The organism is Dictyoglomus sp. NZ13-RE01 (genome assembly GCA_002878375.1).
Classification (GTDB): domain Bacteria; phylum Dictyoglomota; class Dictyoglomia; order Dictyoglomales; family Dictyoglomaceae; genus NZ13-RE01.
Window position 1 is genome coordinate 1 of sequence record NIRF01000003.1, and the last position, 23,656, is coordinate 23,656.

The following is a 23,656-nucleotide window of genomic DNA, read 5'->3' on the forward strand; positions in this document are numbered from 1 at the left end:
CATGATATAAGTTAATAGTTACTCCTCTCGCCCTCTCCTCTGGCGCTTTGTCTATGTCTTCATACTTTAAGGGCTTAGCTAATCCCTCCGCAGCTAGTACCTTCGTTATCGCAGAAGTTAATGTCGTCTTACCATGGTCTACGTGACCTATTGTCCCTATATTTACATGTGGTTTCGTCCTTACAAATTTCTCCTTCGCCATCCTCTTCCTTCCTCCTATTCAAAATTTTTTATTTTATATTATTTTGCTGAAAGAATTTTTTCCTGAATATTTAAAGGCGTCTCTTCGTAGTGAGAAAATTCCATAGAGAACAGTCCTCTTCCTTGTGTAAGAGATCTTAAGACTGTAGCATAACCAAAGATCTCTGCGAGTGGAACTTTCGCCTTTATAACTCTTGAATTCTCCATAAATTCAATATTTTCAATATGTCCTCTTCTACTATTAAGATCACCTAACACTTCTCCCATATACTCTTCAGGCACAATAATTTCTAACTTCATTATTGGTTCTAAAATAACTGGATCACCTTTAAGTACTCCATCCTTAAAGGCTTGAGCAGCAGCAATTTTAAAAGCCATGTCTGATGAGTCTACTTCATGGGATGAACCATCAAAGAGGGTTACTCTAATATCTGTAACTGAATAGCCAGCTATAACCCCTCTTTCCGCTGCTTCTCTTACCCCTGCCTCAACGGCTGGAATAAATTGTTGAGGTATTACTCCTCCGACAATCTTATTAACAAACTCTAAACCACTCCCACGAGGTAGTGGCTCTAACAATAACCATACATGACCATATTGTCCTCTACCACCAGACTGCCTTATATATTTACCTTCCACTTTTACAGGTTTCTTAATAGTCTCTCTATAGGAGACTTGAGGCTTACCAACATTTGCAGAAACCTTAAATTCTCTTTTTAATCTATCAACAATGATCTCTAAGTGTAATTCTCCCATACCGTGAATAAGGGTTTGTCCTGTTTCTACGTCGTATGTTACTTTAAAGGTTGGATCTTCCTCTGCTAACTTTTGCAGAGCTAAGCTCAATTTATCTTGCTCCTCAGAACTCTTAGGCTCTATAGCCACAGATATTACAGGCTCTGGGAAAGTCATTGCTTCTAAAACTATGGGTCTTGACTCATCACATAATGTATCGCCAGTAGTAGTGTATTTCAATCCTACCACAGCTGCAATATCTCCAGCTGTAACTACATCTATATCTTCTCTATGGTTAGCATGCATTTGTAAAAGTCTACCTATTCTTTCCTTTTTACCTTTTGAAGCATTATATACATAACTTCCTTTTTCTAATTTACCAGAATAAACCCTAAAGTATGTTAATCTACCCACGTAAGGGTCAGTCATTATTTTGAAAGCTAAAGCACAGAAAGGTTCATCCTCAGATGGGTATCTAACCTCTTCCTCATTAGTTAAGGGATTTACACCTTTAGCTGGAGGAAGATCTAATGGTGATGGAAGATAATCTATAACAGCATCCAAAAGAGGTTGTACCCCTTTATTTTTAAAAGCAGAACCACATAATGCAGGGAAGATTTTCCCCTCTATTGTAGCTCTTCTTATAACTCTTTTTAGATCTTCAATAGTAATTTCTTCTCCCTCTAAGTATTTCATCAACAATTCATCATCTAACTCAACTACATCTTCTATGAGTTTTCTTCTGTACTCACTTACTTTTTCCTTATATTCTTCGGGAACGGGTAAAATTTCCCATTTTATACCTAAATCATCATAATAAACAACCGCTTTTTCTTCTAATAAATCAATAACACCTTTGAAACTATCCTCACTTCCAATAGGGATATTTATAGGTATGACTTTAACTCCTAATTTATCCTTTATCATTTCAATAACACGATAATAATCAGCCCCCACTCTATCCATCTTATTAACAAATATTAAGCGAGGAACATTATATTTAGAGGCTTGTCTCCAAACAGTTTCTGATTGGGGCTGAACTCCTGCAACTCCACAAAAGACAACAATTAAACCATCTAAAACCCTCATCGATCTTTCTACTTCTACAGTAAAATCAACGTGCCCTGGAGTATCAATTATGTTAATTACATGATCTTTCCAGCTACAAGTTGTTGTTGCTGCAGTTATGGTGATACCTCTTTCTCTTTCCTGCTCCATCCAATCCATAACTGCAGTTCCTTCATGTACTTCTCCTAACTTATATGTTTTTCCAGTGTAAAAAAGTATCCTCTCGGTAAGAGTTGTCTTACCTGCATCTATGTGAGCTGCAATACCTATATTTCTTAATTTTTGTAATGGAACTCTTGGCACTTTACTTTCCTCCTCTTTTACCATCTATAATGAGCAAAGGCTCTATTAGCCTCTGCCATACGATGCATTTCATCTCTCTTCTTTATTGCTCCTCCAGTATTATTAAGAGCATCCAATATCTCATTTGCTAATTTTTCCTGCATAGATTTACCACTTCTTTCCCTGGCAGATCTAACAATCCACCTTAAAGCCAAGGAAAGCCCTCTTCTTGGAGGAACCTCCACAGGAACCTGATAAGTAGCTCCTCCTACCCTTCTTGGTCTAACTTCCAAGAGGGGCGTTACATTTTGTACAGCCTTCTCAATAACCTCTAATGGATCTTGTTTTGTCCTATCTCTTATTATGTCCATTGCCCCATAAACAATTTTTTCTGCTTTACTTTTTTTTCCATCCAACATAACCTTATTTATCAACTTTGCAATTAAAACACTATTATAAACAGGATCAGGAGGTATTTCCCTTGGAGTAACTGGACCTCTACGTGGCATTATTTCTTACCTCCTTCTTTAGGTCTCTTTGCTCCATATTTAGATCTTCCTTGTCTTCTACCCTCAACCCCTGCAGCATCCAAAGCTCCTCTTATAATATGATAACGAACACCAGGTAAATCCTTTACACGTCCCCCTCTTACAAGGACTACAGAGTGTTCTTGTAGATTATGCCCAATTCCAGGAATGTAAGCCCATACCTCAACCCCATTAGTTAGCCTTACCCTCGCCACCTTTCTTAAAGCAGAGTTAGGCTTTTTTGGGGTTTGAGTAGTTACACGTAAACAAACCCCTCTTTTCTGGGGATTACCCATCAAAGCAGGAGACTTACTTTTTCTCTTCTTTGGCGTCCTACCTTTCCTTACTAACTGATTAACAGTTGGCAAAATTACACCTCCTATTCTTTACTATAAAAGATACTTTTTAATGATGACAGGCGTGAAATTTTATCATTTAAATTATACCTTTGTCAAGACTCTTCTTCAACTTCACTTCCACCATTCTCCAAAATTTCTGCAACTTCCTTAGGTAAAATTTTCTTTGGAACTACATTCTTAAAGAGCCCTGTACCAGCTGGGATCAATCTACCAATGATCACATTTTCCTTTAGTCCCTCTAAAGTATCTTCTTTTCCTTTTACAGCTGCCTCAGATAAAACTCTTGTCGTTTCTTGGAATGATGCTGCAGATATTACACTTTCAGTAGTTAAAGCAGCCTTTGTTATACCTAAGACAACTGCTCTTCCTTCAGGTGGTCTCTTCCCTTGTTCTAATAATTCTTTTTGTACCTTTTCGAATGTAACCCTGTTTACTAACTGACCTAAGATAAAATTACTATCTCCAGGATCTTCTATTCTTACTTTATTAGTCATTTGTCTAACTATCACTTCAATGTGTTTATCATTAATTTCTACACCCTGCTTGCAATAAACCTTCTGAACTTCATCTACAATGTAACGTTGAACTGCATAAATTCCCTCATTAATCAATATTTCTGCAGGATTCTTATAACCCTTTGTTAATTCTTGTCCAGCTTCTACACTCTCTCCATCTCTAACAAGAAGTTGAGCTCCAGCAGGAAGTATGATATCTCTTTTTTCTTCTTGTCCTTCAATTACTATTTTTTCTCCTGTCTTTGTTCTTACAATCCTTACAATTCCACTTATTGGTGCGATAATAGATCTTCCTTTAGGCTTTCTTGCCTCAAAAAGTTCCTCAACTCTTGGTAAACCTTGAATAATATCTTCTGTTTTAGCAGTTTTTTGCATGTAACTGGGGTAATATGCAAGAACAGTTTTGAACTCTACTTCCTCTCCTTCTTCTACATTTAATCTCAATCCTCTTGGAATTCTATAGATTTCTTCTCCATTATATGTTTGAACATAAATATATGCCTCACCTGTTGCGACTACTTTCTCAATAATTTCTCCCTTAGAATCGTCAATCCTAACCACTTTCCCTTTTGAACAAGATTGAATCTTCAAATTCTCTCTATCAAATTCCGCTACTACATCACCCTCAGAGATCTCATCTCCAATATCAAAAAGGAGGTAAGAGCCTTGAGGGATGTAAAACTCTTTCCTAATACCATCTTTACTCTCTAAGATTACTTTGTATGAAGAAGGAAGTGTTTCTTCCACCAAACTTACTTCAGCCTTCTCAAGCCCCTCTTCATATCTGATCAAATTGAGATAAAACTTTCTATCTACTTCATCCTTTTCCTTAATCACTTCCACAATCTTCCCACTGTAAGGTGAACGCAAATATCTTAATGCAGGATCTAACGATGCTAATACTGTTCCTTTTATAATTTCTTCATTATTCTCCACATTAATCATAGCTCCAAAAGGTATATCTACTTCTCTCTTTTCGTTTCCATTCTGTAGAATGATCTTTCCATTGTTTCTTGCAATATTGTGCTCAATACCTAATATATCTTTCTTTCTATATATCCTTAATGCGGATTCATCAATCAAAACTTTTCCAGAAATTTTTGCTTTTATCAATTTGTAGTTTAGAGAAGTGAGAGCAACTCCACCTGTATGGAATGTTCTCATTGTTAACTGAGTTCCTGGCTCACCAATAGACTGAGCAGCTATAATACCAACTGCTTCTCCAATATTAACTAATCTGTGGGTAGATAAATCTTCACCATAACACTTCTGGCAAATACCTTTCTCTGCCTTACAGGTCATTGGAGAACGAATTTTTACCCTTTGTACTCCAGCCTTTTCTATCTCTTTCGCCTTCTCTACACTAATATATTCATTTTTCCTTACTAATAATTCACCAGATGGAGAATATACATCTTCAGCAGCAAACCTACCTATAATTCTATCCTTTAAAGACAATAATACTCTACCTTCATCTACTAAAGCTTCCACATATATTCCATCATCAGTACCACAATCATCCATTCTAATTACAAGACTTTGTGCCACATCCACTAATCTTCTGGTTAAATAACCAGAATCAGAGGTTCTTAAAGCAGTATCAACAACACCCTTTCTTGCCCCATAGGATGAAATAAAGTGTTCTGATACAGTTAATCCCTCATAGAAGCTTGATTTAATTGGAATATCCATTATTCTTCCAGATGGATCTGCCATTAATCCTCTCATCGCAGCTAATTGTCTAACCTGATCAACATTACCTCTTGCACCAGAAAATGCCATCATGTAAACAGAATTTAGTAAGTCAAAATTAGACAACATTATTTCTTTTACTTCTTCGCTTGCCTTACTCCATATTTCAATACTTCTATTGTATCTTTCTTCCTCTGTGTATTTTCCAGACTCATAAGCTCTTTGTAATCTCTCAGATTCCTCTTCCGCCTTATTTATTACTCTCTCCTTTGCCTCTGAAGGAATCTCTATATCTACAATAGAAAAGCTAACTCCTGCTTTGGTTGCATACTTAAATCCAATTGCCTTCAGTTCATCAAGAAATTCTGCAGTTTTAGTCCATCCATATTCTTGGAAGCATTTCTCAACAATTTTTCTTATCTCTTTTCTATTCAAAGTTCCATTGTAATACCTAAGTTTTTGAGGAACTATCTCATTTAGTATGATCCTACCTGCAGTAGTTTCCACAAGTTTTTCTTCTCCAAAACTTACTTGATAAGTTTCTTCCATGCTTTTTGCATATACTTTAATCCTTGCATGCATATCTATTTCCTTATTTTCCAAAGCCATTAGTACTTCTTCAGGAGTTGAGAATATTCGTCCTTCCCCTTTTGCTCCAGGCACATTAAGAGTTAAATAATATAAACCAATAACAATATCTTGAGCAGGAAGCGTTAATGGTTTTCCATGAGCAGGAGATATCAAGTTATAAGATGATAACATTAAAATTCGAGCTTCGGTTTGTGCTTCAGTTGATAATGGAACGTGTACAGCCATCTGGTCTCCATCAAAATCAGCATTAAATGGAGGACATACCAAAGGATGTAATTGTATAGCATTTCCATCAATCAATTTAGGTTTAAATGCTTGAATACTTACCCTATGAAGGGTTGGAGCTCTATTTAAAAGAACTAATTTTTCACTAATAACCTCATCTAATACGTCCCAAACCTCTGAACTTTCTCTCTCTACTTTCTTCTTTGCGTTTTTAACATTTGCTGCAAAACCTTTCTCAATGAGCTTATTGATAACAAATGGTTTAAAAAGTTCCAAAGCCATTTTCTTTGGCAGCCCACATTCATGCAACTTTAAATCGGGACCAACCACAATAACAGCTCTTCCAGAATAATCTACTCTCTTTCCAAGGAGATTTTGTCTAAATCTACCTTGTTTTCCTTCTAATATATCGGAAAGCGATCTTAATGCTCTGCCACTTGCATTAGTTACTGGTTTACCCCTTCTTCCATTATCAATAAGCGCATCAACAGCTTCTTGCAACATTCTTTTTTCATTCCTTACAATAATTTCAGGAGCATTAATTTCTAACAATTTCTGTAAGCGATTGTTTCTATTTATTACCCTTCTATATAAGTCATTTAAATCAGAGGTTGCAAATTTTCCTCCTTCAAGCTCTACCATAGGTCTTAGATCAGGAGGTATTACAGGTAGCACTTCCAATACCATCCATTCTGGTTTATTTCCAGACAGTCTGAAACTTTCAACAATTTCGAGTCTTTTTATTAGTTTTGCCTTTTTTTGTCCTTGAACCTCATTAATCTGTTTCTTTAATTCAAAAGAAAGTTTTTCCAAATCCAGTTCCCTTAACAAATATTTTATAGCCTCAGCCCCCATCCCTACTCTAAAGGAGTTACCATACTTTTTGAGGGCCTGTTCATATTCCTCTTCTGTTAGTGTCTGCATCTTTTGAAGTTCCGTATCTTCTGGATCTAAAACAATGTAACTATGGAAATATATGACCTCTTCTAAAGATTTACTACTTATATTTAGAAGAAGAGCAATATAATTAGGTACATTTTTGAAATACCATATGTGAACCACAGGGACTGCCAATTTTATGTGTCCCATTCTTTCTCTTCTCACAGAGCTTCTTGTAACAGTCACACCACATCGGTCACATGTAATACCCTCATATTTCTGCCCCTTATATTTTCCACAATGACATTCATAGTCCTTTACAGGACCAAAAATCTTTTCACAGAACAAGCCATCTCTCTCAGGTCTTAAAGTTCTATAGTTAATAGTTTCTGGCTTTTTAACCTCTCCGTAAGACCAGCTCAATATATCTTCTGGAGAAGCAAGACTAAAAACTAATTTATCAAAGTCTTTTATCTTCAAGATAAAATCTCCCCCTTTTCTTTAAGAATCATCCTCTGTTTTGTATAGATTGATTTGTCTTCCACCTATATATGCAACTACTTTAATACCTAAACCTTGCAATTCCCTTACTAATACTTTAAAGGACTCGGGAATTCCAGGTTCTTTAATATTAGAACCATTAACAATAGCATTATAAACCTCAGTTCTTCCTTTAATATCATCAGATTTATAAGTAAGCATTTCCTCTAAGGTATGAGCTGCACCAAAAGCCTCAAGAGCCCAAACTTCCATTTCACCGAATCTTTGTCCACCAAACTGCGCTCTACCTCCAAGAGGCTGTTGTGTAACCAAAGAGTAAGGTCCAACGGAACGAGCATGAATCTTATCGTCAGCCAAATGAATTAGTTTCATTATATACATATATCCTACAGTAACCTTCTGATCAAAAGGTTCACCTGTTCTACCATCATATAATGTGACTTTACCGTCTTCAGGCAATCCTGCTTTTCTTAACATCTCCTTTACTAACTTTGCAGATCTATTTTCCTCTATCACCTCATCGAAGGGTGGAACAATTGCATAAATCCCTAATTCTTTAGCAGCCCACCCTAAATGAGTTTCTAATATTTGTCCTACATTCATTCTTGATGGAACTCCTAATGGATTGAGAATAATATCTACTGGTGTTCCGTCCGCTAAGTACGGCATATCCTCTTCAGGAAGAATTGTTGCAATTACTCCCTTATTTCCATGTCTACCTGCCAACTTGTCACCTACAGATATTTTTCTAATTTGAGCTACCTTTACCTTAACAATTTTATTTACTCCTGGAGGAAGTTCGTCCTTATCCCTGGTTAAAACTTGCACATCAATAACCTTACCCCACTCACCATGAGGCATTCTTAGAGAAGTATCTCTTATTTCTTTAGATTTCTCACCAAATATTGCTCTCAAAAGCCTTTCTTCAGGAGTTAGCTCTGTTTCTCCTTTTGGTGTAACCTTCCCAACTAATATATCATTGGGACCAACCTCTGCTCCTATCATAATGATGCCGTCTTTGTCTAAGTATCTTATGGCATCTTCGCTAATATTAGGAATATCCCTTGTAATTTCTTCTGGTCCTAATTTTGTATCCCTTGCTCTAACCTCATACTCTTCAATATGAATAGAGGTAAAAATATCTTCTTTCACTAATCTCTCACTTATTATTATTGCATCCTCGTAATTGTATCCACTCCATGGCAAGAAGGCAACTAATACATTCCTTCCTAAAGCTAAAGACCCATTAGATGTAGCAGATCCATCCGCGAGTACATCACCTTTCTTAATCCTTTGACCCTCTTTTACAATGGGTTTTTGATTCCAACAGGTACCCTGGTTTGTTCTTCTGTATTTTACTAAGTGGAAAGTCTTAATATTTTTATCATCTGTTTCTACTACAATCTCATCTGAAGTTACTTTTTTAACTACGCCATCAACATCTGAAATTACAAGAACACCAGTATTTCTTGCAACAGTTTCTTCTATACCAGTACCAACAAGCGGAGGTTCCGTATTAATTAATGGCACGGCCTGTCTTTGCATGTTTGCGCCCATCAATGCCCTGTTTGCATCATCATGTTCCAAGAATGGAATTAATGCTGTAGAAACACTAACAGTTTGATAAGGTGAAACCCCAATATATTGAACTTCCTTAGGTGTACATAGTATAAATTTACCTTTTCTCCGAGCATTAACTAATTTATCAGTAATCTCATAATTTTCATTTAAATGTACATCAAAAGATGCAATTGTATAATTTTCCTCCTCAGATGCAGAAAGATATTCTATCTGATCTGTAACTTTACCATTAACCACTTTAAAATATGGTGTTCTTAAAAACCCATATTCATCAACAATAGCCAACGTAGCTAAGTAGTTAATTAAGCCAGCATTTGGACCTTCTGGTGTTTCAATAGGACAAACCCTTCCATAGTAGGATGGATGGATGTCCCTTACCTCAAAACTTGCTCTTTCTCTTGTTAACCCACCAGGCCCTAAAGCACTAATTCTTCTCTTATGAGCTAATTCAGATAGAGGGTTTGTTTGATCCATAAATTGTGAGAGAGGATTCCTATTAAAGAACTCTTTAATAGCGGAATTTAACGGACGAGTACTAACTAAATTTTGGGGTGTTGATTCCTCAGGACCTTGCAGAGCCATTCTCTCCTTAATTATTTTCTCCACCCTTGCAAGTCCAGCTCTAAATTGCATTTGCAAAAGCTCACCTACGGATCTTATTCTTCTATTGCCTAAATGATCTATATCATCCTCTTCCTCTTTTCCGTTTTTCACTCTAATAAGGTGAATTACAATATTAATAAGATCTTCCTCTGTGAAAGCATGATTATCTAAAGAAATATTCAGCTTAAGTTTTTGATTTAGTTTATATCTTCCTACCCTTCCTAAATTATATCTCTTCTCATCAAATAAAAGCTGTCTAATAATATCTAATGCATCTTTCTCCTTACTGGGAACATCACTTGGTCTTAAACGAGCACAAGTTTCAAAAATTGCCTCCGTTCTGGAAAGCCCACCGTCTTTTTCAAAAGTGTCCTTCAAATACTTTAAATCATCTTCATCCATAAGATTTCTAAAGAATTCAAGATCATACCCTAATGCCTTTAATAATAAAGACAAGAGGAATTTTTTCATTCCATTTGGATGGATATACATTAGTCCATTTCCATCTATTTCAAATTCTATCCATCCGCCCCTTGTAGGTATTAACGTAGCTATAACACTATGTCCTTCTTCTTGGAAATAAACTCCTGGAGACCTTGTTATTTGATTTACAATTACCCTTTCTGTCCCATTAATAATAAAGGTTGCTCTTTCAGTCATCCTTGGTATGTTTCCAAAAAATACAGGCTGAGTAATATGATTATCAACATCTTTTTTAGTCAATTTTACATCTACATATAAAGGAGATTCATAAGTTAAACCTTTTTCCAAACACTCCTCAGGAGATTTTACAGGATCATAAATTTTTATATTGTCAGGACCTGTTAAAAATTCCAAAGAAAGTCCCTGTCTTGAGGACTCTATAGGGTTAAACTCCTCTAAAACTTCTCTTAATCCTTCCTTTAAAAACCATTCAAAAGATTCATACTGAATTTTTAACAAGTTAGGTAGGTTATTTACACTAAGTCTTTGAGACCAAAAAATCTCCTTTTTGAATTCCTTCTCCATCATATCCCTAAACTCCTTATTTTTTCTTAGATTTTTTTATCCTCCTTTAAGTTTAGACAAAGTTTCATTATATAATACAATTTCCTAAAAACAAGTTATAAAACTTAGAGAAAATAAAAGAAAATCTAAGAAAAATTACAAAAAAAATCAATTTTTCTTTATAATCATAAAAATTCCAATAATTATAAATAAAAGACCTGCAATTTTTTCAATCAAATCTCTTAGTATATATCTTACAAGGAAGTCTCCTAAATAAGCCCCTAAGAAACTTAATAAAGATAATGCCAATGAAGCTCCTAAGAAAATAGCAAGAGGAGATTTTGTTTTTACAGACAAAGAGATAACTGCAAGTTGAGTCTTATCTCCCAATTCTGCCAAAAATATTGTTAGAAAGGCTAATAAAAAATTTGATAAATCCATAGTTTATCCTCCTTCAATAAAAAAGTAGTATAATGTTATTTAACATTAAACATATCAAAAAGTAAAGGAGGTTTTTTAAATGTGGAATGTTATCATAGCCGGACTTGGAAGTTTCTTCACCGATATAAGTACTGAAATGTTTTACCCCTTAATATCTTTTTATCTGTCCGCATTAGGTGCTGGACCTGCTATTTTAGGATTAATTGAAGGGATAGCAGAAAGTCTTGCTTCTCTATTAAAGGTATACTCAGGATATATTTCTGACAAAATAAAGAAAAGAAAGCCTCTTGCTATTTTAGGCTATTCCTTTTCTTTCATCGGGAAAATTTTTCTTTACGTCGCCCAAAATTGGGTCTGGATCTTTACAGGCAGATTTATCGATAGGTTTGGAAAAGGAATAAGAACAGCCCCAAGAGATGCCCTAATTGCTGAATCCTCAAAAGAGAAAGAAAGAGGAAAATCTTTTGGTCTTCACAGAGCTATGGACACTTTAGGAGCAACCTTAGGAGTATTAATTGCCATACTTATAATAAAAAATTTCTCCTTTTCTGAGACATTAGATCTTAAAAACTATATTCCTATATTTAAAAAGGTAATCTTATATAGTCTAATTCCAGCCTTTTTAGGAGTAGCAGTTTTATTTCTTCTAAAAGAGACAGGCAAAGTATCATCATCAAATAAAAATGCACCTCGTTTTGAATGGAAAAGGCTTGATCGTAAACTGAAATCCTTCTTAATTTTTTCTTTTCTTTTCACCCTTGGAAATTCCTCCAATCAATTCCTACTTTTAAGGACAAGAGATTTAGGAGGAGATTTAATCCAAGTTTTAACTTTATATCTATTTTATAACATTATTTATGCGCTATTTTCCTATCCTGCAGGATACCTTTCTGATAAAATCGGAAGAAAGAGGCTATTAATTTTTGGGTACTTATTTTATGGTTTAGTTTATTTAGGTTTTGCTGTTGCAAAAAGTGTTAATACTTTATGGGGACTATTCTTTCTTTACGGATTATACATAGCATTCACTGAAGGCGTTGAGAAGGCTTTAATCTCTGATTTGGCATCCCCTGATATTAGAGCAACCACCATTGGATTACATGCAACCTTAGTAGGCGTAGGACTTTTCCCAGCATCACTGATTGCAGGTTTGCTATGGTCTTACTTAGGGGCTTCTGCTCCTTTTTATTTTGGAGGTATACTTGGAATCTTAGCCTCAATTGGTTTGGCTATTATATTGTAATTAAAGATAGGGGGATACTAAAGAGTATCCCCCATCTCCTTCTTTATCTCCTCATAAGCTAATTTAGCTAAGGCTCCAGCCACATGGGTTTCTATCTTTTCATTCTCCGAAAACCCTTCACTTAGTCGCTTCTTTACAGCTTCAACATCTGCTCTTAACATGTTCCTAACACTTTGCTTACCAATTCCCAAAAAACTTGCAATTTCATCAGAAGTCTTCTTCTCTTCCTCATGTAGTACAATCGCATAAGAAGCAGAAAGAAGAGATGGAACCCATGTCAAATTTCTAAGCTCAATTAACTTTCTTGGACCGCCTGCTATCTCTAACGTCTTCAAAAAGACTTTCATAGCAAGTTCGTCAATATTAACCTTCTTAGGTGATATTTCTCTCATTCTTCCGTCACCTCGACTTTACTACCACTTGATAATTTACTCAAAGGAGGTCCTATTTTAACAAGTCCAGTCTCTGATATTTCCATGATGCGAGTTGACGTATCATGTCCGCACAATCTACATCCATCAATCCTAAATAAGCGTACAATTTCACCTATTGGCTTCTTGAATATGCTCTCCTCATACTTTTTAGTTATAACATACTTAGTAAGAACTATAGAACAATCTACGATATGGGAGACTGCATATCCTCCTGCTGCTTCAGCAGATAGTTCCTCATGTCCCGATCTCTTTTGAGAAACAAAAATAGCAGTTTGGTGCCACTTTTTCATCAGATTAAAAAATCTTCTTACAACCCCTCTTGCCAACATCTCCTTTTCTTCAAAAAACCCAGTTATTGAGTCTATAACTGTGCATTTTATATTATAATCTTTAATTGCTGAAATTATAGTTTTTTGTAAAGTTAAAAAACTTTCCCTTAATTCAGAATTAGTACTTGCATCAATTATAAATATCTTGTCTTCAATATTTTCATAATTTATACCCATTGCTTTAGCTCTTTCTCTTAAAGATAAGGCAATAAAAGGTGCTGGAGACTCAACAGTAATAAACAAGACAGAATTTCCTAAGGATGCCTGCTTAACGGTAAATTGCTCAACCATCAAGCTTTTACCTGTATCAGAAATGCCTGTAAGGTTAATAACAGAATAAGCTGGATATCCTTTTAAACTTTCCTTATGAGGCTTTCCATTGACAATTCTTGTTGTAAAAAATAAATCATCGAGCCCTTCAACCCCTGTTGGAATGCCATATAATTTAATAGTTTTCTTCTCTAAATCTTTTAACGAAACTATAAATTTCTCTTTAACATCCTCTAACTTTTCTTCTGATAATTCTTCCATATTACTCTCCATTTATCTCACCTCCCCAATTAAATTATATCATAAACTATTTTACTTTTTTCTGTTATAATATTAAACAAAAAAATATGGCAGTTGAAAAATTGATAAATATAGAAGAAGAGTTATTTAGGGAGTTAATAAATAAAATCTCAGATACTAACAAGTATTCAATAGAAAACTTGGAGAAAGCCTTCCGTTTTGCCCAAAAAGCCCATGCTGGTCAATTTAGAAAATCTGGAGATCCATACATAATTCACCCTTTAGAAGTAGCCAAAATTCTCATAGATTTAGGAATGGATGAAAATAGTGTTATAGCTGGTTTGCTTCATGATGTTCTTGAAGATACAGACGTAACTCCAGAAACGATTGAAAAAGAATTTAACAGTGATGTTTTATCATTAGTAGAATCTGTAACCAAATTAGAAAAATTAAATTTCTACCCTAAAGAATTTCCCGCAGATTTCTATAGAGCTAAAAATATTAAAAAAATGTTCTTATCAATAGCAAATGATGTAAGGGTAGTTATTATAAAGCTTGCAGACAGACTACATAATATGCGTACTCTTGAGTTTCATGATCCTGAAAAGCAAAAAAGAATAGCCAAAGAAACATTAGAAATATATGCTCCCCTTGCTCACAGATTAGGAGTTTGGGAAATAAAATGGCAATTGGAGGATTTGGCTTTTAAATTCTTAGAGCCTGAAAAATATAGAGAAATTGCACGAAAAGTTACTGAAACAAGAAAAGAAAGAGAAGAATCAGTACAAAAAGCTATTGAAAAAATCAAAAAAGCTTTAGAAGAAGCAAATATTAAAGCGGAGGTTACAGGCAGAGCTAAACACTTATACAGTATATATCAAAAAATGGAGAAGAAAAATATTGATATTGAAGAGATGTATGATCTCCTTGGCATAAGAATTATTGTTAATGAAGTAAAAGAATGCTATGAAGTTTTAGGAATAGTGCATAATATATGGGTACCAATTCCTGGAAGATTTAAAGATTATATCGCAAATAAGAAAAGCAATAATTATCAATCCCTACATACCACTGTTATTGGTGAAAATGGTAAACCATTAGAAATTCAGATCAGGACATGGGAGATGCATAGAATTGCAGAATATGGAGTTGCTGCTCACTGGAGATATAAAGAAGATATGAAACAAATTGATTATTTTGAACTCAAATTGTCATGGCTAAGACAAATATTAGAATGGCAAAAAGATCTCCCATCGGATGTATTTGTTGAGTTAGTAAAGAACGATTTATTTGGAAAAGAAATCTATGTATTTACTCCAAAAGGAGAGATTATTTCTTTACCTCAAGGATCTACTCCTATAGATTTTGCATATGCCATCCATACAGAAATAGGACATAGATGTAAGCAAGCAAAAGTAAATGGTAAGATTGTACCGCTTGATTATGTTTTACAAAATGGAGATATAGTAGAAATAATAACCAGTAAAGAGGAAGGAAAACCAAGTAGAGATTGGTTAAATATTGTAAAAACATCCCAAGCCAAAACCAAAATAAAACAATATTTTAAAAAATTATTAAGAGAAGAAAGAATTGAAGAGGGGAAGAAAGCTCTTGAAGAGGAACTAAAAAGAAATGAAGATTGGGTTAAGAAGCTATTAAATAAGAAAGAAAATATATCTTTAAATGAATTATTAGAAAGCGAATATTTAAAAAACATTTTACAGGAATTAGGTTTTAAAGAAAAAGATGTATCATCGTTCCTTGCTGCAGTAGGATCAGGGGAAATAACTCCTCAAAAAATCTTTGATAGACTAAGAAGAGAATATCAAGAGGAAAGAACTATAATCATACCCCCAAAAACACCTTCCAAAATCTTAGATATAAATGTAGATGGTTTAGATAATCTTATGATTAGATTAGCAGAATGCTGTAAACCAATTCCAGGGGATAAAGTATTGGGTTATATTAGCAAAGGAAAAGGCATTGTTATTCACCGAGAGGACTGCCCCAATATTAAAAATTTGAGGAAAAAATTCCCCGAAAGAATTGTAGAAGTATCAATGGAAAGAACCTTAAGGGGTCCTTTTAAGGTAGGATTAGAAATAGATGCCATAGATAGAGTAGGTTTACTAAGAGATATAACGGATAAAATATCACAAGCCAAAATAAATATAATAGATTTATCTACAAAAGTAAAAGATGGGATAGCCCATATAAAAGTTGTAGTTGAGATTGACAACGACACAATTTTCAAATATCTTATGGAAGAAATATCCCAACTAAGTGACATAATAAATGTCAGAAGAATGGTAAAAATATAATGAGATGCGTAATTCAGAGAGTAAATTATGCTAAGGTATATGTTGATGGAAAACTTATAAGTAAAATAGATAAAGGTCTCCTAATATTGTTAGGTATTGGGAACGATGATAAAGAAGACGATGTCTATTTATTAGCAGAGAAGATAAGAAATCTAAGAATTTTTGATGATGAGAACCACCTTATGAATCTATCCCTTCAAGATATAAATGGAGAGATAATGGTGGTGTCACAATTTACACTTTATGGAGATTGTAGAAAAGGAAGAAGACCAAGCTTTTCCTCAGCTGCACCACCTGAAAGAGCAAAAGATCTATACGAAAAATTTATAAATTATCTTTCTGAAAAGGGAGAGAGAGTAAAAACTGGAATTTTTCAAGCTTATATGAATGTTGAATTATCAAATGATGGTCCTGTTACTTTAATTATTGATTCTGAAGATCTAAAAAGACCAAGGAGGCAGAAATGAAAAATCTTGGACTACCAAGGGGAGTTCAAGATATACTCCCTCAAGAATCAAGACTTTGGCAATATATTGAGAACTTAGCCAGGAATTTATTTGAAAGCTATAATTTTCAAGAGATAAGAACACCCATATTTGAATTTACAGAATTGTTTATTAAAGGAACAGGAGAAACAACAGATATTGTAACAAAAGAGATGTATACATTCTATGATAAAAAGGGCAGATCGCTGACACTAAGACCAGAAGGAACACCAGGTGTTGTAAGAGCATATTTAATGCAAAAGGTATATGCCCAAAATATACCTTGGAAAGTATATTATATTGGACCTATGTTTAGATATGAAAGACCACAAGCAGGAAGATATAGACAATTCCACCAATTAGGAGTTGAGGTTTTAGGTATTGCAGATCCTATAGCAGATTTTGAAGTTATAAATGTGGCTGTAGAGTTCTTGCAAAAACTAAATCTTCCTAACGTTGAGGTTGAGTTAAACTCCTTAGGATGTGATAAATGTCGACCAAACTATAGAAAGGCTCTTATTAACTACTTTACAAAATACAAAGATATGCTCTCAGATGTGGATAGAGAAAGACTTGAAAAAAATCCACTAAGATTATTAGATTCAAAGGAAGAGTATATGGAGAGTTTAAAAGAAAATGCTCCATCCTCCTTGGATTATCTTTGTGATGATTGTATAAATCATTTTGATAAAGTAAAAAATTATTTAAGAATTGCCAATATTAATTTTAAATTAAATCCCAAATTAGTAAGAGGATTAGATTACTATACCAAAACTGTATTTGAAATAACAACTAATCTTTTAGGATCACAAAATGCCATTGTTGGGGGTGGAAGATACGATAATTTAGTAGAAACTTATGGGGGACCATCTATTCCAGGTCTTGGATTTGCATTAGGTATGGAGAGATTAATTTTATTATTATCAAAATCAAACTACCAAATAAAAAATGAAAAACCTCTTATTTACTTTGCAATAGTAGACGAAAACTTTATTAATTCCCTTATAGAGCTATCAAAAAACTTGAAAAACGAATTCAGAATTGAATTAGGTATACCTTCTCTCTCTTTAAAAAATCAGTTAAAAATGGCGGATAAGTTGGGTGCAAGAATAGTTGTTTTTATTGATGATCAGATTAAGAATGGTAAGTTAAAGATAAAAGATCTTTTGTCTGGCGAAGAAAAACTTATAAATTATAATGGCATAATTAAAGAGATAAAAGATATGTTATAATTACAAAGATTTTTCAAAAGAAGGGTGGGAAATGGACTTGAAAAGAACTAATTATTGCGGTGAGATTAACTTATCATATGTAGGAAAGAAAGTTTATCTTTCAGGTTGGGTACATAGGATAAGACATCATGGAGGCATAATTTTCATTGATTTAAGAGATAGAAGTGGAATTGTACAGCTTGTAGTAGATCCTTCTATCTCAAAAGAAACTTATGATATTGCGGATAACTTAGGCTTAGAGTGGGTTATTAGTATAGAAGGGGTCGTTAAAGAAAGACCGGAAGGGATGAAAAACCCAAAAATCAAGACTGGTGATATTGAGGTAGAAGTTTACAAAATAGAAGTAGAAAACCCTTCTAAACCTCTACCTTTTAACCTTTGGGATAACAAAGAAATTGATGAAAACATTAGGCTAAAATACAGATATTTAGATCTAAGAAGAGAAAAGATGTATAGAAACTTTGCCATAAGACATAAGTTATTTTTGGAGATCAGAAAGTTTTTAGATAGCAAAGGATTTATAGAGGTTGAAACTCCCAATCTAATAGTTAGTACTCCGGAAGGGGCAAGAGATTTTATAATACCGAGTAGACTTCAGCCAGGAAAGTTTTATGCACTCCCACAATCTCCTCAATTGTTCAAACAACTATTAATGGTTGCTGGTTTTGATAAATATTTTCAGATTGCTCGCTGTTTTAGAGATGAAGATTTAAGAGCGGATAGACAGCCTGAATTTACACAACTTGATTTAGAAATGTCATTCGTTGAAAAAGAAGATATTTTTAATCTTATAGAAGAGTTATTCTCTAATGTGCTCTATAATGTTTTAAATATAAAAATAGAGACGCCATTCCCTAAAATAACCTATAAAGAAGCAATGGAAAAATATGGGAGTGACAAACCAGATTTAAGATACGATCTAACCATTTCAGATCTCACAGAAATCTTTAAAGATGTTAAGCTAAACTTTATACAAGATACTCTTGCAAAAAATGGGAAAATTAGAGGAATCATTCTAAAGAATATCAAGCCTTCTCGTAAAGAATGGGAGATATTAGAAGAAAAAGCTAAAAGCTATGGAGCTAATGGAATCATATGGCTTACTTATCAAGAAGACATTCGCTCCTCTATAAACAAGTATATAGATGAGGAGTTCAAATACAAAATTAAAGAGCTATTACCCTCTCAAGAGGGAGGATCTATAATTGCTATTGCAGGAGAAGATGAAGAAATATTGAAAATCTTAGGAAGAATCAGATTAGATATTTGTGATATGTTTAATATCCCTCCTAAAGAGGGCTTACATTTCCTCTGGGTTGTGGACTTTCCTCTTTTCGAATTAGAAAAGGAAACAGGAAGGATTACAGCAGAACACCATCCCTTTACATCACCTAAAGCAGAGGATTTAGAATTATTGGATAAAGATCCATTAAAAGTGAGAGCGGAATGCTATGATCTTGTTTTAAATGGAGTAGAGCTTGGAAGTGGAAGCATTAGAATCCATAAAAGGGATATTCAAGAAAAAATATTTAGAATTTTACAACTTTCTAAAGAAGATATAGAAAAAAGATTTGGATTTCTATTAGAAGCCTTTGAGTATGGAGCACCACCTCACGGAGGGATTGCCTTAGGTTTAGACAGAATTGTTGCAATATTAACCAATTCCACTTCCTTAAGAGATGTGATAGCTTTTCCAAAAACCCAGAGTGGTACATGCCCACTAACAGGAGCACCATCAGAAGTTGATGAACAACAACTAAAAGAAGTTCATATTTGTATAATACCTGAATGAAAAAGGAGAGTTTCAATGGAGGAGTTAAATAAATTAGCTATAGACTTACATAAGAAATTCTGTGGCAAATTAGAGATCAAAAGTAAGGTTCCACTAAAAGATAAAAAAGATCTATCTTTAGCTTATACTCCTGGAGTTGCAGAGGTTTGCAAAAAAATTTACGAAGATCCAAATAATGTTTACGATTTAACAATTAAATCAAACTCAGTTGCAGTTGTAAGTGATGGATCTGCAGTATTAGGTTTAGGGAACATTGGTCCTCTTTCTGCAATTCCAGTTATGGAAGGAAAGGCAATATTATTTAAAAAATTTGCAGGTATAGATGCTTTCCCTATTTGTCTCAATACCCAAGATCCAGAAAAAATTATAGAAACTATATATTTACTATCTCCTGTTTTCGGTGGAATAAACTTAGAAGATATTTCCGCACCAAGGTGCTTTTATATTGAAAGAGAACTAAAAAAGTTATTAGATATTCCTGTTTTCCATGATGATCAGCATGGGACAGCAATAGTCACTTTAGCAGGATTACTAAATGCTTTAAAAATTAGAGGTTCAAGAATAGATGAAATTGGTATAGTAATAATAGGAGCTGGAGCAGCAGGGCTTGCTATAGCGGACATGCTTCTTCATATGGGAGCAAAAGAGGTCAAAATTGTAGATAAACATGGCATAATTTATCCTGGCAGAAAAGAAGGGATGAATGAAGAAAAAGAAAAGTTTGCTTTAAAAACAAATCCTGAAGGCATATCTGGAGATTTAGAAAAGGCGTTAGAAGGAAAAGATGTACTCATTGGAGTCTCCCAAGGAAATTTAGTAACAAGAGAAATGATTCGAAAAATGAATAAAAATCCAATAATTTTTGCTATGGCAAATCCAATTCCTGAAATAATGCCAGAAGAGGCTAAAAAAGAGGGAGTAAAGATTATTGGTACCGGAAGATCTGATTATCCAAATCAAATAAATAATCTTCTTGCTTTTCCAGGAGTATTCCGTGGTGCTTTGTTAGTAAGAGCAAGAGATATAAACTTAGAGATGAAAATCTCCGCTTCCTTTGCTATTTCAGAATTAATAGAAAATCCTACAGAAGATTATTTCATCCCATCTCCATTAGATAAGAGAGTTGTCCCTGCTGTAGCCTTAAGAGTTGCAGAAACTGCCATAAAAACTGGGGTTGCAAGAATAAATAAATCCAGGGACGAACTTAAAAAAGAGATAGAAAGATATGTGGGAGGTGAATATGAATAAATACAAAACCTTGGTAATTGTAGGAGCTCAATGGGGAGATGAAGGTAAAGGCAAAATAATAGACTATATTGCCCAGAAGGCGGATATGGTAGTTCGATTTAATGGAGGAAATAATGCAGGTCATACTGTAGTTGTTAACGGTAAAACCTTCAAATTTAGACTTCTTCCCTCTGGGATTATTTCAGAAAGTACAGTAAATGTTATTGCTAATGGAGTAGTAATAAACCTAAATGCACTGCTGGAAGAGATTAAAGAGGTAGAAAAATTGGGGGTTAAGATTAACAAGCTATATCTAAGTAGTCAAGCCACTTTAATACTGCCATATCATATTGAAATGGATAAATTTATTGAGGAGAAAAGAGGCAGTAAAAAGATTGGTACTACAGCAAGAGGAATTGGCCCAGCTTACACAGATAAGGTTTCTCGAGAGGCAATATTCTTAGGAGATATCTTAGATAAAAATGTTTTTGCTGAAAAATTAAGAGATATTTACTCCCTTAAAAAGCAGATTCTATCCTCAGAATTTCCCTTTCCTCCTTTAGAGGAAGTACTATCCTCACAATTTTCTACTTTTGAAGAGATTTCAAAAAGAAATATAAGTGTAACGGATACATCATTATTGATTAATCAATATATTGACAATGGGTACAAAGTATTATTTGAGGGAGCACAAGGCACTTTACTTGATGTAAACTTTGGGACCTATCCTTATGTCACCTCATCAAATACTATTTCAGGAAGTGTTTGCGTAGGAGCTGGAGTAAGTCCTACAAAAATTAATAAGATTATAGGAGTTGTAAAGGCATATACATCAAGAGTTGGAGAAGGACCCTTTCCAAGCGAAATCTTCGGAGAGTTAGCGGATTATATTAGGGAAAAAGGTAGAGAATTTGGCACAGTTACAAGAAGACCAAGGAGGATAGGATGGCTTGACATACCTGCCTTAAAATACGCAAATAGAATAAACTCTTTCACAGATATAGCGCTGACTAAGATTGATGTGCTAACTGGTTTAAAAGAGATAAAAATTGCAAAGGAATATAAATATAAAGGCAAAATAATAACAGAATTTCCAACAACTATGCATGAACTTAGTGCTTGTGAGCCTGTTTTAGAAACCTTACCAGGCTGGAACGATTCTTTTTCAAAAATAAAAAGCAGAGAAGAAATTTCCCAAAATGCTGAAAATTACATAAAATATATTGAAAATGAGTTAAAAGTTCCTGTAACAATAATAGGTACAGGAGAGGAAAGGGACCAAATTATTATAACGAGAGACCCATGGGAAATGTAATTTTTACATCTTTATCTCCTGAAGATACAATAAATTTAGGTGCAAAATTGGGGGAGAAATTAAAACCTGGAGCTTTCTTAATACTAACTGGTGAATTAGGGAGTGGAAAGACTACATTTATAAAAGGAATTGCAAAAGCCTTAGATATTAATATTCCTATAACAAGTCCTTCTTTTTTAATCATAAAAGAATATGAAGGAAAGTATCCTTTTATACATGTAGATGCCTACAGACTAACTTCCCCTTTAGAGCTTATAAACATAGGATGGGAAGAATATTTAAATGGCACAAAGATTATAGCGGTAGAATGGGGAGAGAAAATATTAGAAATATGCCCTGAAGAGTATTTACAGATAACATTTTTTCATGAAGAATTAAATATAAGAAAATTAATATTTAAAGCTAATGGGGAAAAATACGAGGAGCTTTTGAGGGAACTCCATATATGAGAATATTAGCGATTAATACAGCATCAAAACAAGCAAATATAACTTTATGGGAAGATAAAGGAGAGATTTGGGAACTTTCATATACTACAGACAATAGATCCTTTGGAGAATTGCTTATTCCCAATCTGCAAACTTTACTTTCAAAGAGCCATTGGAGCTTAGAGGATATAGACCTCTTTGTGGTAACAAAAGGTCCAGGCTCCTTTACTGGATTAAGAATAGGTATAGTTACTATAAAAACTTTGGCACAAATTTACGAAAAACCAATCTCCGCTCCAACCTATTTAGATGTACTTGCGTATCAGAATAAATTTCCAGGTTTGATATTTAGTATTATTCCTGCGAGAAAAAATGAATTCCATGTATCCATTTACAAAAATTGGGATGAATTCTCTAAAATAGAGCCTGAAAAGGTTTATGAGAAAAATGAGTTAATTAAAAAAATTAATTATACAAGTAATATTCTTATAGTTGGAGAAATAACAAAAGAGTTGGAAGATTTATTACCAGAGGAATTAAAGCCTGCAGTTTGCCATTCTACTTTGAAAGGATCAGCATTAGCAGAATTGGGCTTAATAATGTTCAAAAACGGAGAATCAACAACCTATTTAGATCTATATCCTTATTATGGACAAAAATCCAGTGCAGAAATTAATTGGGAGAAAATCTATGGAAGTCAAAAAAAATATTGAAATTCGCCCCATGGAATTAAAAGATATTGATGATGTGTATGAAATAAATAGACTTTCTTTTTCATCCCCATGGAGTAAAGAGAGTTTTGAAAGAGAACTTATAAGTAATAAAATTGCTCATTATTTTGTGGCATTATTAGATGAAAAAATAGTAGGATACATAGGAATATGGCAAATATTTCAAGAAGCCCAAATAACTGCTATAGCGGTACATCCAGATTATAGAAGGATGGGAATTGGTGAAGCACTTTTGGATTATATAATAAATCTATGTGAGCAGAATTATATAAAAGAAATCATTCTGGAAGTGAGAGTTTCGAATACAATAGCTCAAAATTTGTATTACAAAAAAGGTTTTAAAAAAGTTGGTATTAGAAAATGGTATTACAAAGATGGGGAAGATGCTTTAGTCATGGTAAAAAAACTATGAGGGTGATAAT

18 protein-coding genes and 1 pseudogene are annotated in these 23,656 nt (G+C 34.0%); 10 read left to right on the forward strand and 9 right to left on the reverse strand.

Annotation, left to right across the window (positions count from 1 at the left end; translation table 11 throughout):
• Positions 1 to 7: 7 nt before the first annotated feature.
• The 7 genes and pseudogenes from CBR30_03540 to CBR30_03570 form a co-directional block, all read right to left on the reverse strand.
• A pseudogene (locus tag CBR30_03540) lies at positions 8 to 202 on the reverse strand (hypothetical protein).
• Between the two features lie 38 nt (positions 203 to 240).
• Positions 241 to 2,307: an elongation factor G gene (gene fusA / locus CBR30_03545; GenBank protein PMQ01883.1), complete on the reverse strand. Its 2,067-nt coding sequence runs from the start codon at positions 2,305 to 2,307 to the stop codon at positions 241 to 243.
• 17 nt (positions 2,308 to 2,324) lie between these two features.
• Positions 2,325 to 2,795: a 30S ribosomal protein S7 gene (locus tag CBR30_03550; protein ID PMQ01756.1), complete on the reverse strand. Its 471-nt coding sequence runs from the start codon at positions 2,793 to 2,795 to the stop codon at positions 2,325 to 2,327.
• Entirely contained in the window at positions 2,795 to 3,181 is a 387-nt protein-coding gene (locus tag CBR30_03555; GenBank protein ID PMQ01757.1) for a 30S ribosomal protein S12, read from the reverse strand. Before CBR30_03555 ends, CBR30_03550 begins: the two co-directional genes overlap by 1 nt.
• A gap of 83 nt (positions 3,182 to 3,264) precedes the next feature.
• Positions 3,265 to 7,554 carry a DNA-directed RNA polymerase subunit beta' gene (locus tag CBR30_03560; protein PMQ01758.1) on the reverse strand — a complete coding sequence of 1,430 codons (4,290 nt, stop codon included), beginning with the start codon at positions 7,552 to 7,554 and terminating at the stop codon, positions 3,265 to 3,267.
• A 21-nt stretch (positions 7,555 to 7,575) separates the two neighbouring features.
• Positions 7,576 to 10,770 carry a DNA-directed RNA polymerase subunit beta gene (locus CBR30_03565; GenBank protein PMQ01759.1) on the reverse strand — a complete coding sequence of 1,065 codons (3,195 nt, stop codon included), beginning with the start codon at positions 10,768 to 10,770 and terminating at the stop codon, positions 7,576 to 7,578.
• A gap of 144 nt (positions 10,771 to 10,914) precedes the next feature.
• On the reverse strand, positions 10,915 to 11,187 hold the full coding sequence (locus CBR30_03570; GenBank protein ID PMQ01760.1) for a hypothetical protein: 273 nt from the start codon (positions 11,185 to 11,187) through the stop codon (positions 10,915 to 10,917).
• 79 nt (positions 11,188 to 11,266) lie between these two features.
• On the opposite strand from CBR30_03570, the gene CBR30_03575 reads away from it, so the two are divergent.
• Positions 11,267 to 12,430 (forward strand): MFS transporter, encoded by a 1,164-nt coding sequence (locus CBR30_03575; protein ID PMQ01761.1) that lies wholly within the window; start codon positions 11,267 to 11,269, stop codon positions 12,428 to 12,430.
• 17 nt (positions 12,431 to 12,447) lie between these two features.
• Here CBR30_03575 and CBR30_03580 read toward each other — a convergent pair whose 3' ends face one another.
• Both CBR30_03580 and CBR30_03585 read right to left on the reverse strand, forming a co-directional pair.
• On the reverse strand, positions 12,448 to 12,822 hold the full coding sequence (locus tag CBR30_03580) for a regulatory domain protein (GenBank protein ID PMQ01762.1): 375 nt from the start codon (positions 12,820 to 12,822) through the stop codon (positions 12,448 to 12,450).
• Entirely contained in the window at positions 12,819 to 13,736 is a 918-nt protein-coding gene (locus tag CBR30_03585) for a KaiC domain-containing protein (protein ID PMQ01763.1), read from the reverse strand. The genes CBR30_03580 and CBR30_03585 overlap by 4 nt, the downstream gene beginning before the upstream one ends.
• Positions 13,737 to 13,810: 74 nt before the next feature.
• On the opposite strand from CBR30_03585, the gene CBR30_03590 reads away from it, so the two are divergent.
• The 9 genes from CBR30_03590 to rimI are packed head-to-tail and all read left to right on the forward strand — an operon-like array spanning position 13,811 to position 23,646.
• Complete coding sequence (locus tag CBR30_03590; protein PMQ01764.1) at positions 13,811 to 16,024, forward strand: (p)ppGpp synthetase; 2,214 nt, start codon at positions 13,811 to 13,813, stop codon at positions 16,022 to 16,024.
• Positions 16,024 to 16,491 carry a D-tyrosyl-tRNA(Tyr) deacylase gene (locus CBR30_03595; protein PMQ01765.1) on the forward strand — a complete coding sequence of 156 codons (468 nt, stop codon included), beginning with the start codon at positions 16,024 to 16,026 and terminating at the stop codon, positions 16,489 to 16,491. Before CBR30_03590 ends, CBR30_03595 begins: the two co-directional genes overlap by 1 nt.
• A complete protein-coding gene (locus CBR30_03600) occupies positions 16,488 to 17,741 on the forward strand; it encodes a histidine--tRNA ligase (protein ID PMQ01766.1) in 1,254 nt (417 codons plus the stop codon). Before CBR30_03595 ends, CBR30_03600 begins: the two co-directional genes overlap by 4 nt.
• 37 nt (positions 17,742 to 17,778) lie before the next feature.
• A complete protein-coding gene (locus tag CBR30_03605; protein ID PMQ01884.1) occupies positions 17,779 to 19,533 on the forward strand; it encodes an aspartate--tRNA ligase in 1,755 nt (584 codons plus the stop codon).
• Between the two features lie 15 nt (positions 19,534 to 19,548).
• Positions 19,549 to 20,781: an NAD-dependent malic enzyme gene (locus CBR30_03610; protein ID PMQ01767.1), complete on the forward strand. Its 1,233-nt coding sequence runs from the start codon at positions 19,549 to 19,551 to the stop codon at positions 20,779 to 20,781.
• Positions 20,774 to 22,075 (forward strand): adenylosuccinate synthase, encoded by a 1,302-nt coding sequence (locus CBR30_03615; GenBank protein ID PMQ01768.1) that lies wholly within the window; start codon positions 20,774 to 20,776, stop codon positions 22,073 to 22,075. Before CBR30_03610 ends, CBR30_03615 begins: the two co-directional genes overlap by 8 nt.
• Positions 22,063 to 22,524, forward strand: coding sequence for a tRNA (adenosine(37)-N6)-threonylcarbamoyltransferase complex ATPase subunit type 1 TsaE (locus tag CBR30_03620; protein PMQ01769.1), 462 nt, complete (start codon positions 22,063 to 22,065; stop codon positions 22,522 to 22,524). Before CBR30_03615 ends, CBR30_03620 begins: the two co-directional genes overlap by 13 nt.
• Positions 22,521 to 23,216 carry a tRNA (adenosine(37)-N6)-threonylcarbamoyltransferase complex dimerization subunit type 1 TsaB gene (gene tsaB / locus CBR30_03625; protein ID PMQ01770.1) on the forward strand — a complete coding sequence of 232 codons (696 nt, stop codon included), beginning with the start codon at positions 22,521 to 22,523 and terminating at the stop codon, positions 23,214 to 23,216. The genes CBR30_03620 and tsaB overlap by 4 nt, the downstream gene beginning before the upstream one ends.
• On the forward strand, positions 23,194 to 23,646 hold the full coding sequence (gene rimI / locus CBR30_03630) for a ribosomal-protein-alanine N-acetyltransferase (protein ID PMQ01771.1): 453 nt from the start codon (positions 23,194 to 23,196) through the stop codon (positions 23,644 to 23,646). Before tsaB ends, rimI begins: the two co-directional genes overlap by 23 nt.
• Positions 23,647 to 23,656: the final 10 nt, after the last annotated feature.

What these genes read in the sequence shown, in the direction of transcription:
- CBR30_03550 (PMQ01756.1), bottom strand. Translation starts at nt 2,795, where the DNA reads ATGCCACGTAGAGGTCCAGTTACTCCAAGGGAAATACCTCCTGATCCT.
- CBR30_03565 (PMQ01759.1), bottom strand. Translation starts at nt 10,770, where the DNA reads ATGATGGAGAAGGAATTCAAAAAGGAGATTTTTTGGTCTCAAAGACTT.
- CBR30_03570 (PMQ01760.1), bottom strand. Translation starts at nt 11,187, where the DNA reads ATGGATTTATCAAATTTTTTATTAGCCTTTCTAACAATATTTTTGGCA.
- CBR30_03575 (PMQ01761.1), top strand. Translation starts at nt 11,267, where the DNA reads ATGTGGAATGTTATCATAGCCGGACTTGGAAGTTTCTTCACCGATATA.
- CBR30_03580 (PMQ01762.1), bottom strand. Translation starts at nt 12,822, where the DNA reads ATGAGAGAAATATCACCTAAGAAGGTTAATATTGACGAACTTGCTATG.
- CBR30_03585 (PMQ01763.1), bottom strand. Translation starts at nt 13,736, where the DNA reads ATGGAGAGTAATATGGAAGAATTATCAGAAGAAAAGTTAGAGGATGTT.
- CBR30_03590 (PMQ01764.1), top strand. Translation starts at nt 13,811, where the DNA reads ATGGCAGTTGAAAAATTGATAAATATAGAAGAAGAGTTATTTAGGGAG.
- CBR30_03595 (PMQ01765.1), top strand. Translation starts at nt 16,024, where the DNA reads ATGAGATGCGTAATTCAGAGAGTAAATTATGCTAAGGTATATGTTGAT.
- CBR30_03600 (PMQ01766.1), top strand. Translation starts at nt 16,488, where the DNA reads ATGAAAAATCTTGGACTACCAAGGGGAGTTCAAGATATACTCCCTCAA.
- CBR30_03610 (PMQ01767.1), top strand. Translation starts at nt 19,549, where the DNA reads ATGGAGGAGTTAAATAAATTAGCTATAGACTTACATAAGAAATTCTGT.
- CBR30_03615 (PMQ01768.1), top strand. Translation starts at nt 20,774, where the DNA reads ATGAATAAATACAAAACCTTGGTAATTGTAGGAGCTCAATGGGGAGAT.
- CBR30_03620 (PMQ01769.1), top strand. Translation starts at nt 22,063, where the DNA reads ATGGGAAATGTAATTTTTACATCTTTATCTCCTGAAGATACAATAAAT.
- tsaB (PMQ01770.1), top strand. Translation starts at nt 22,521, where the DNA reads ATGAGAATATTAGCGATTAATACAGCATCAAAACAAGCAAATATAACT.
- rimI (PMQ01771.1), top strand. Translation starts at nt 23,194, where the DNA reads ATGGAAGTCAAAAAAAATATTGAAATTCGCCCCATGGAATTAAAAGAT.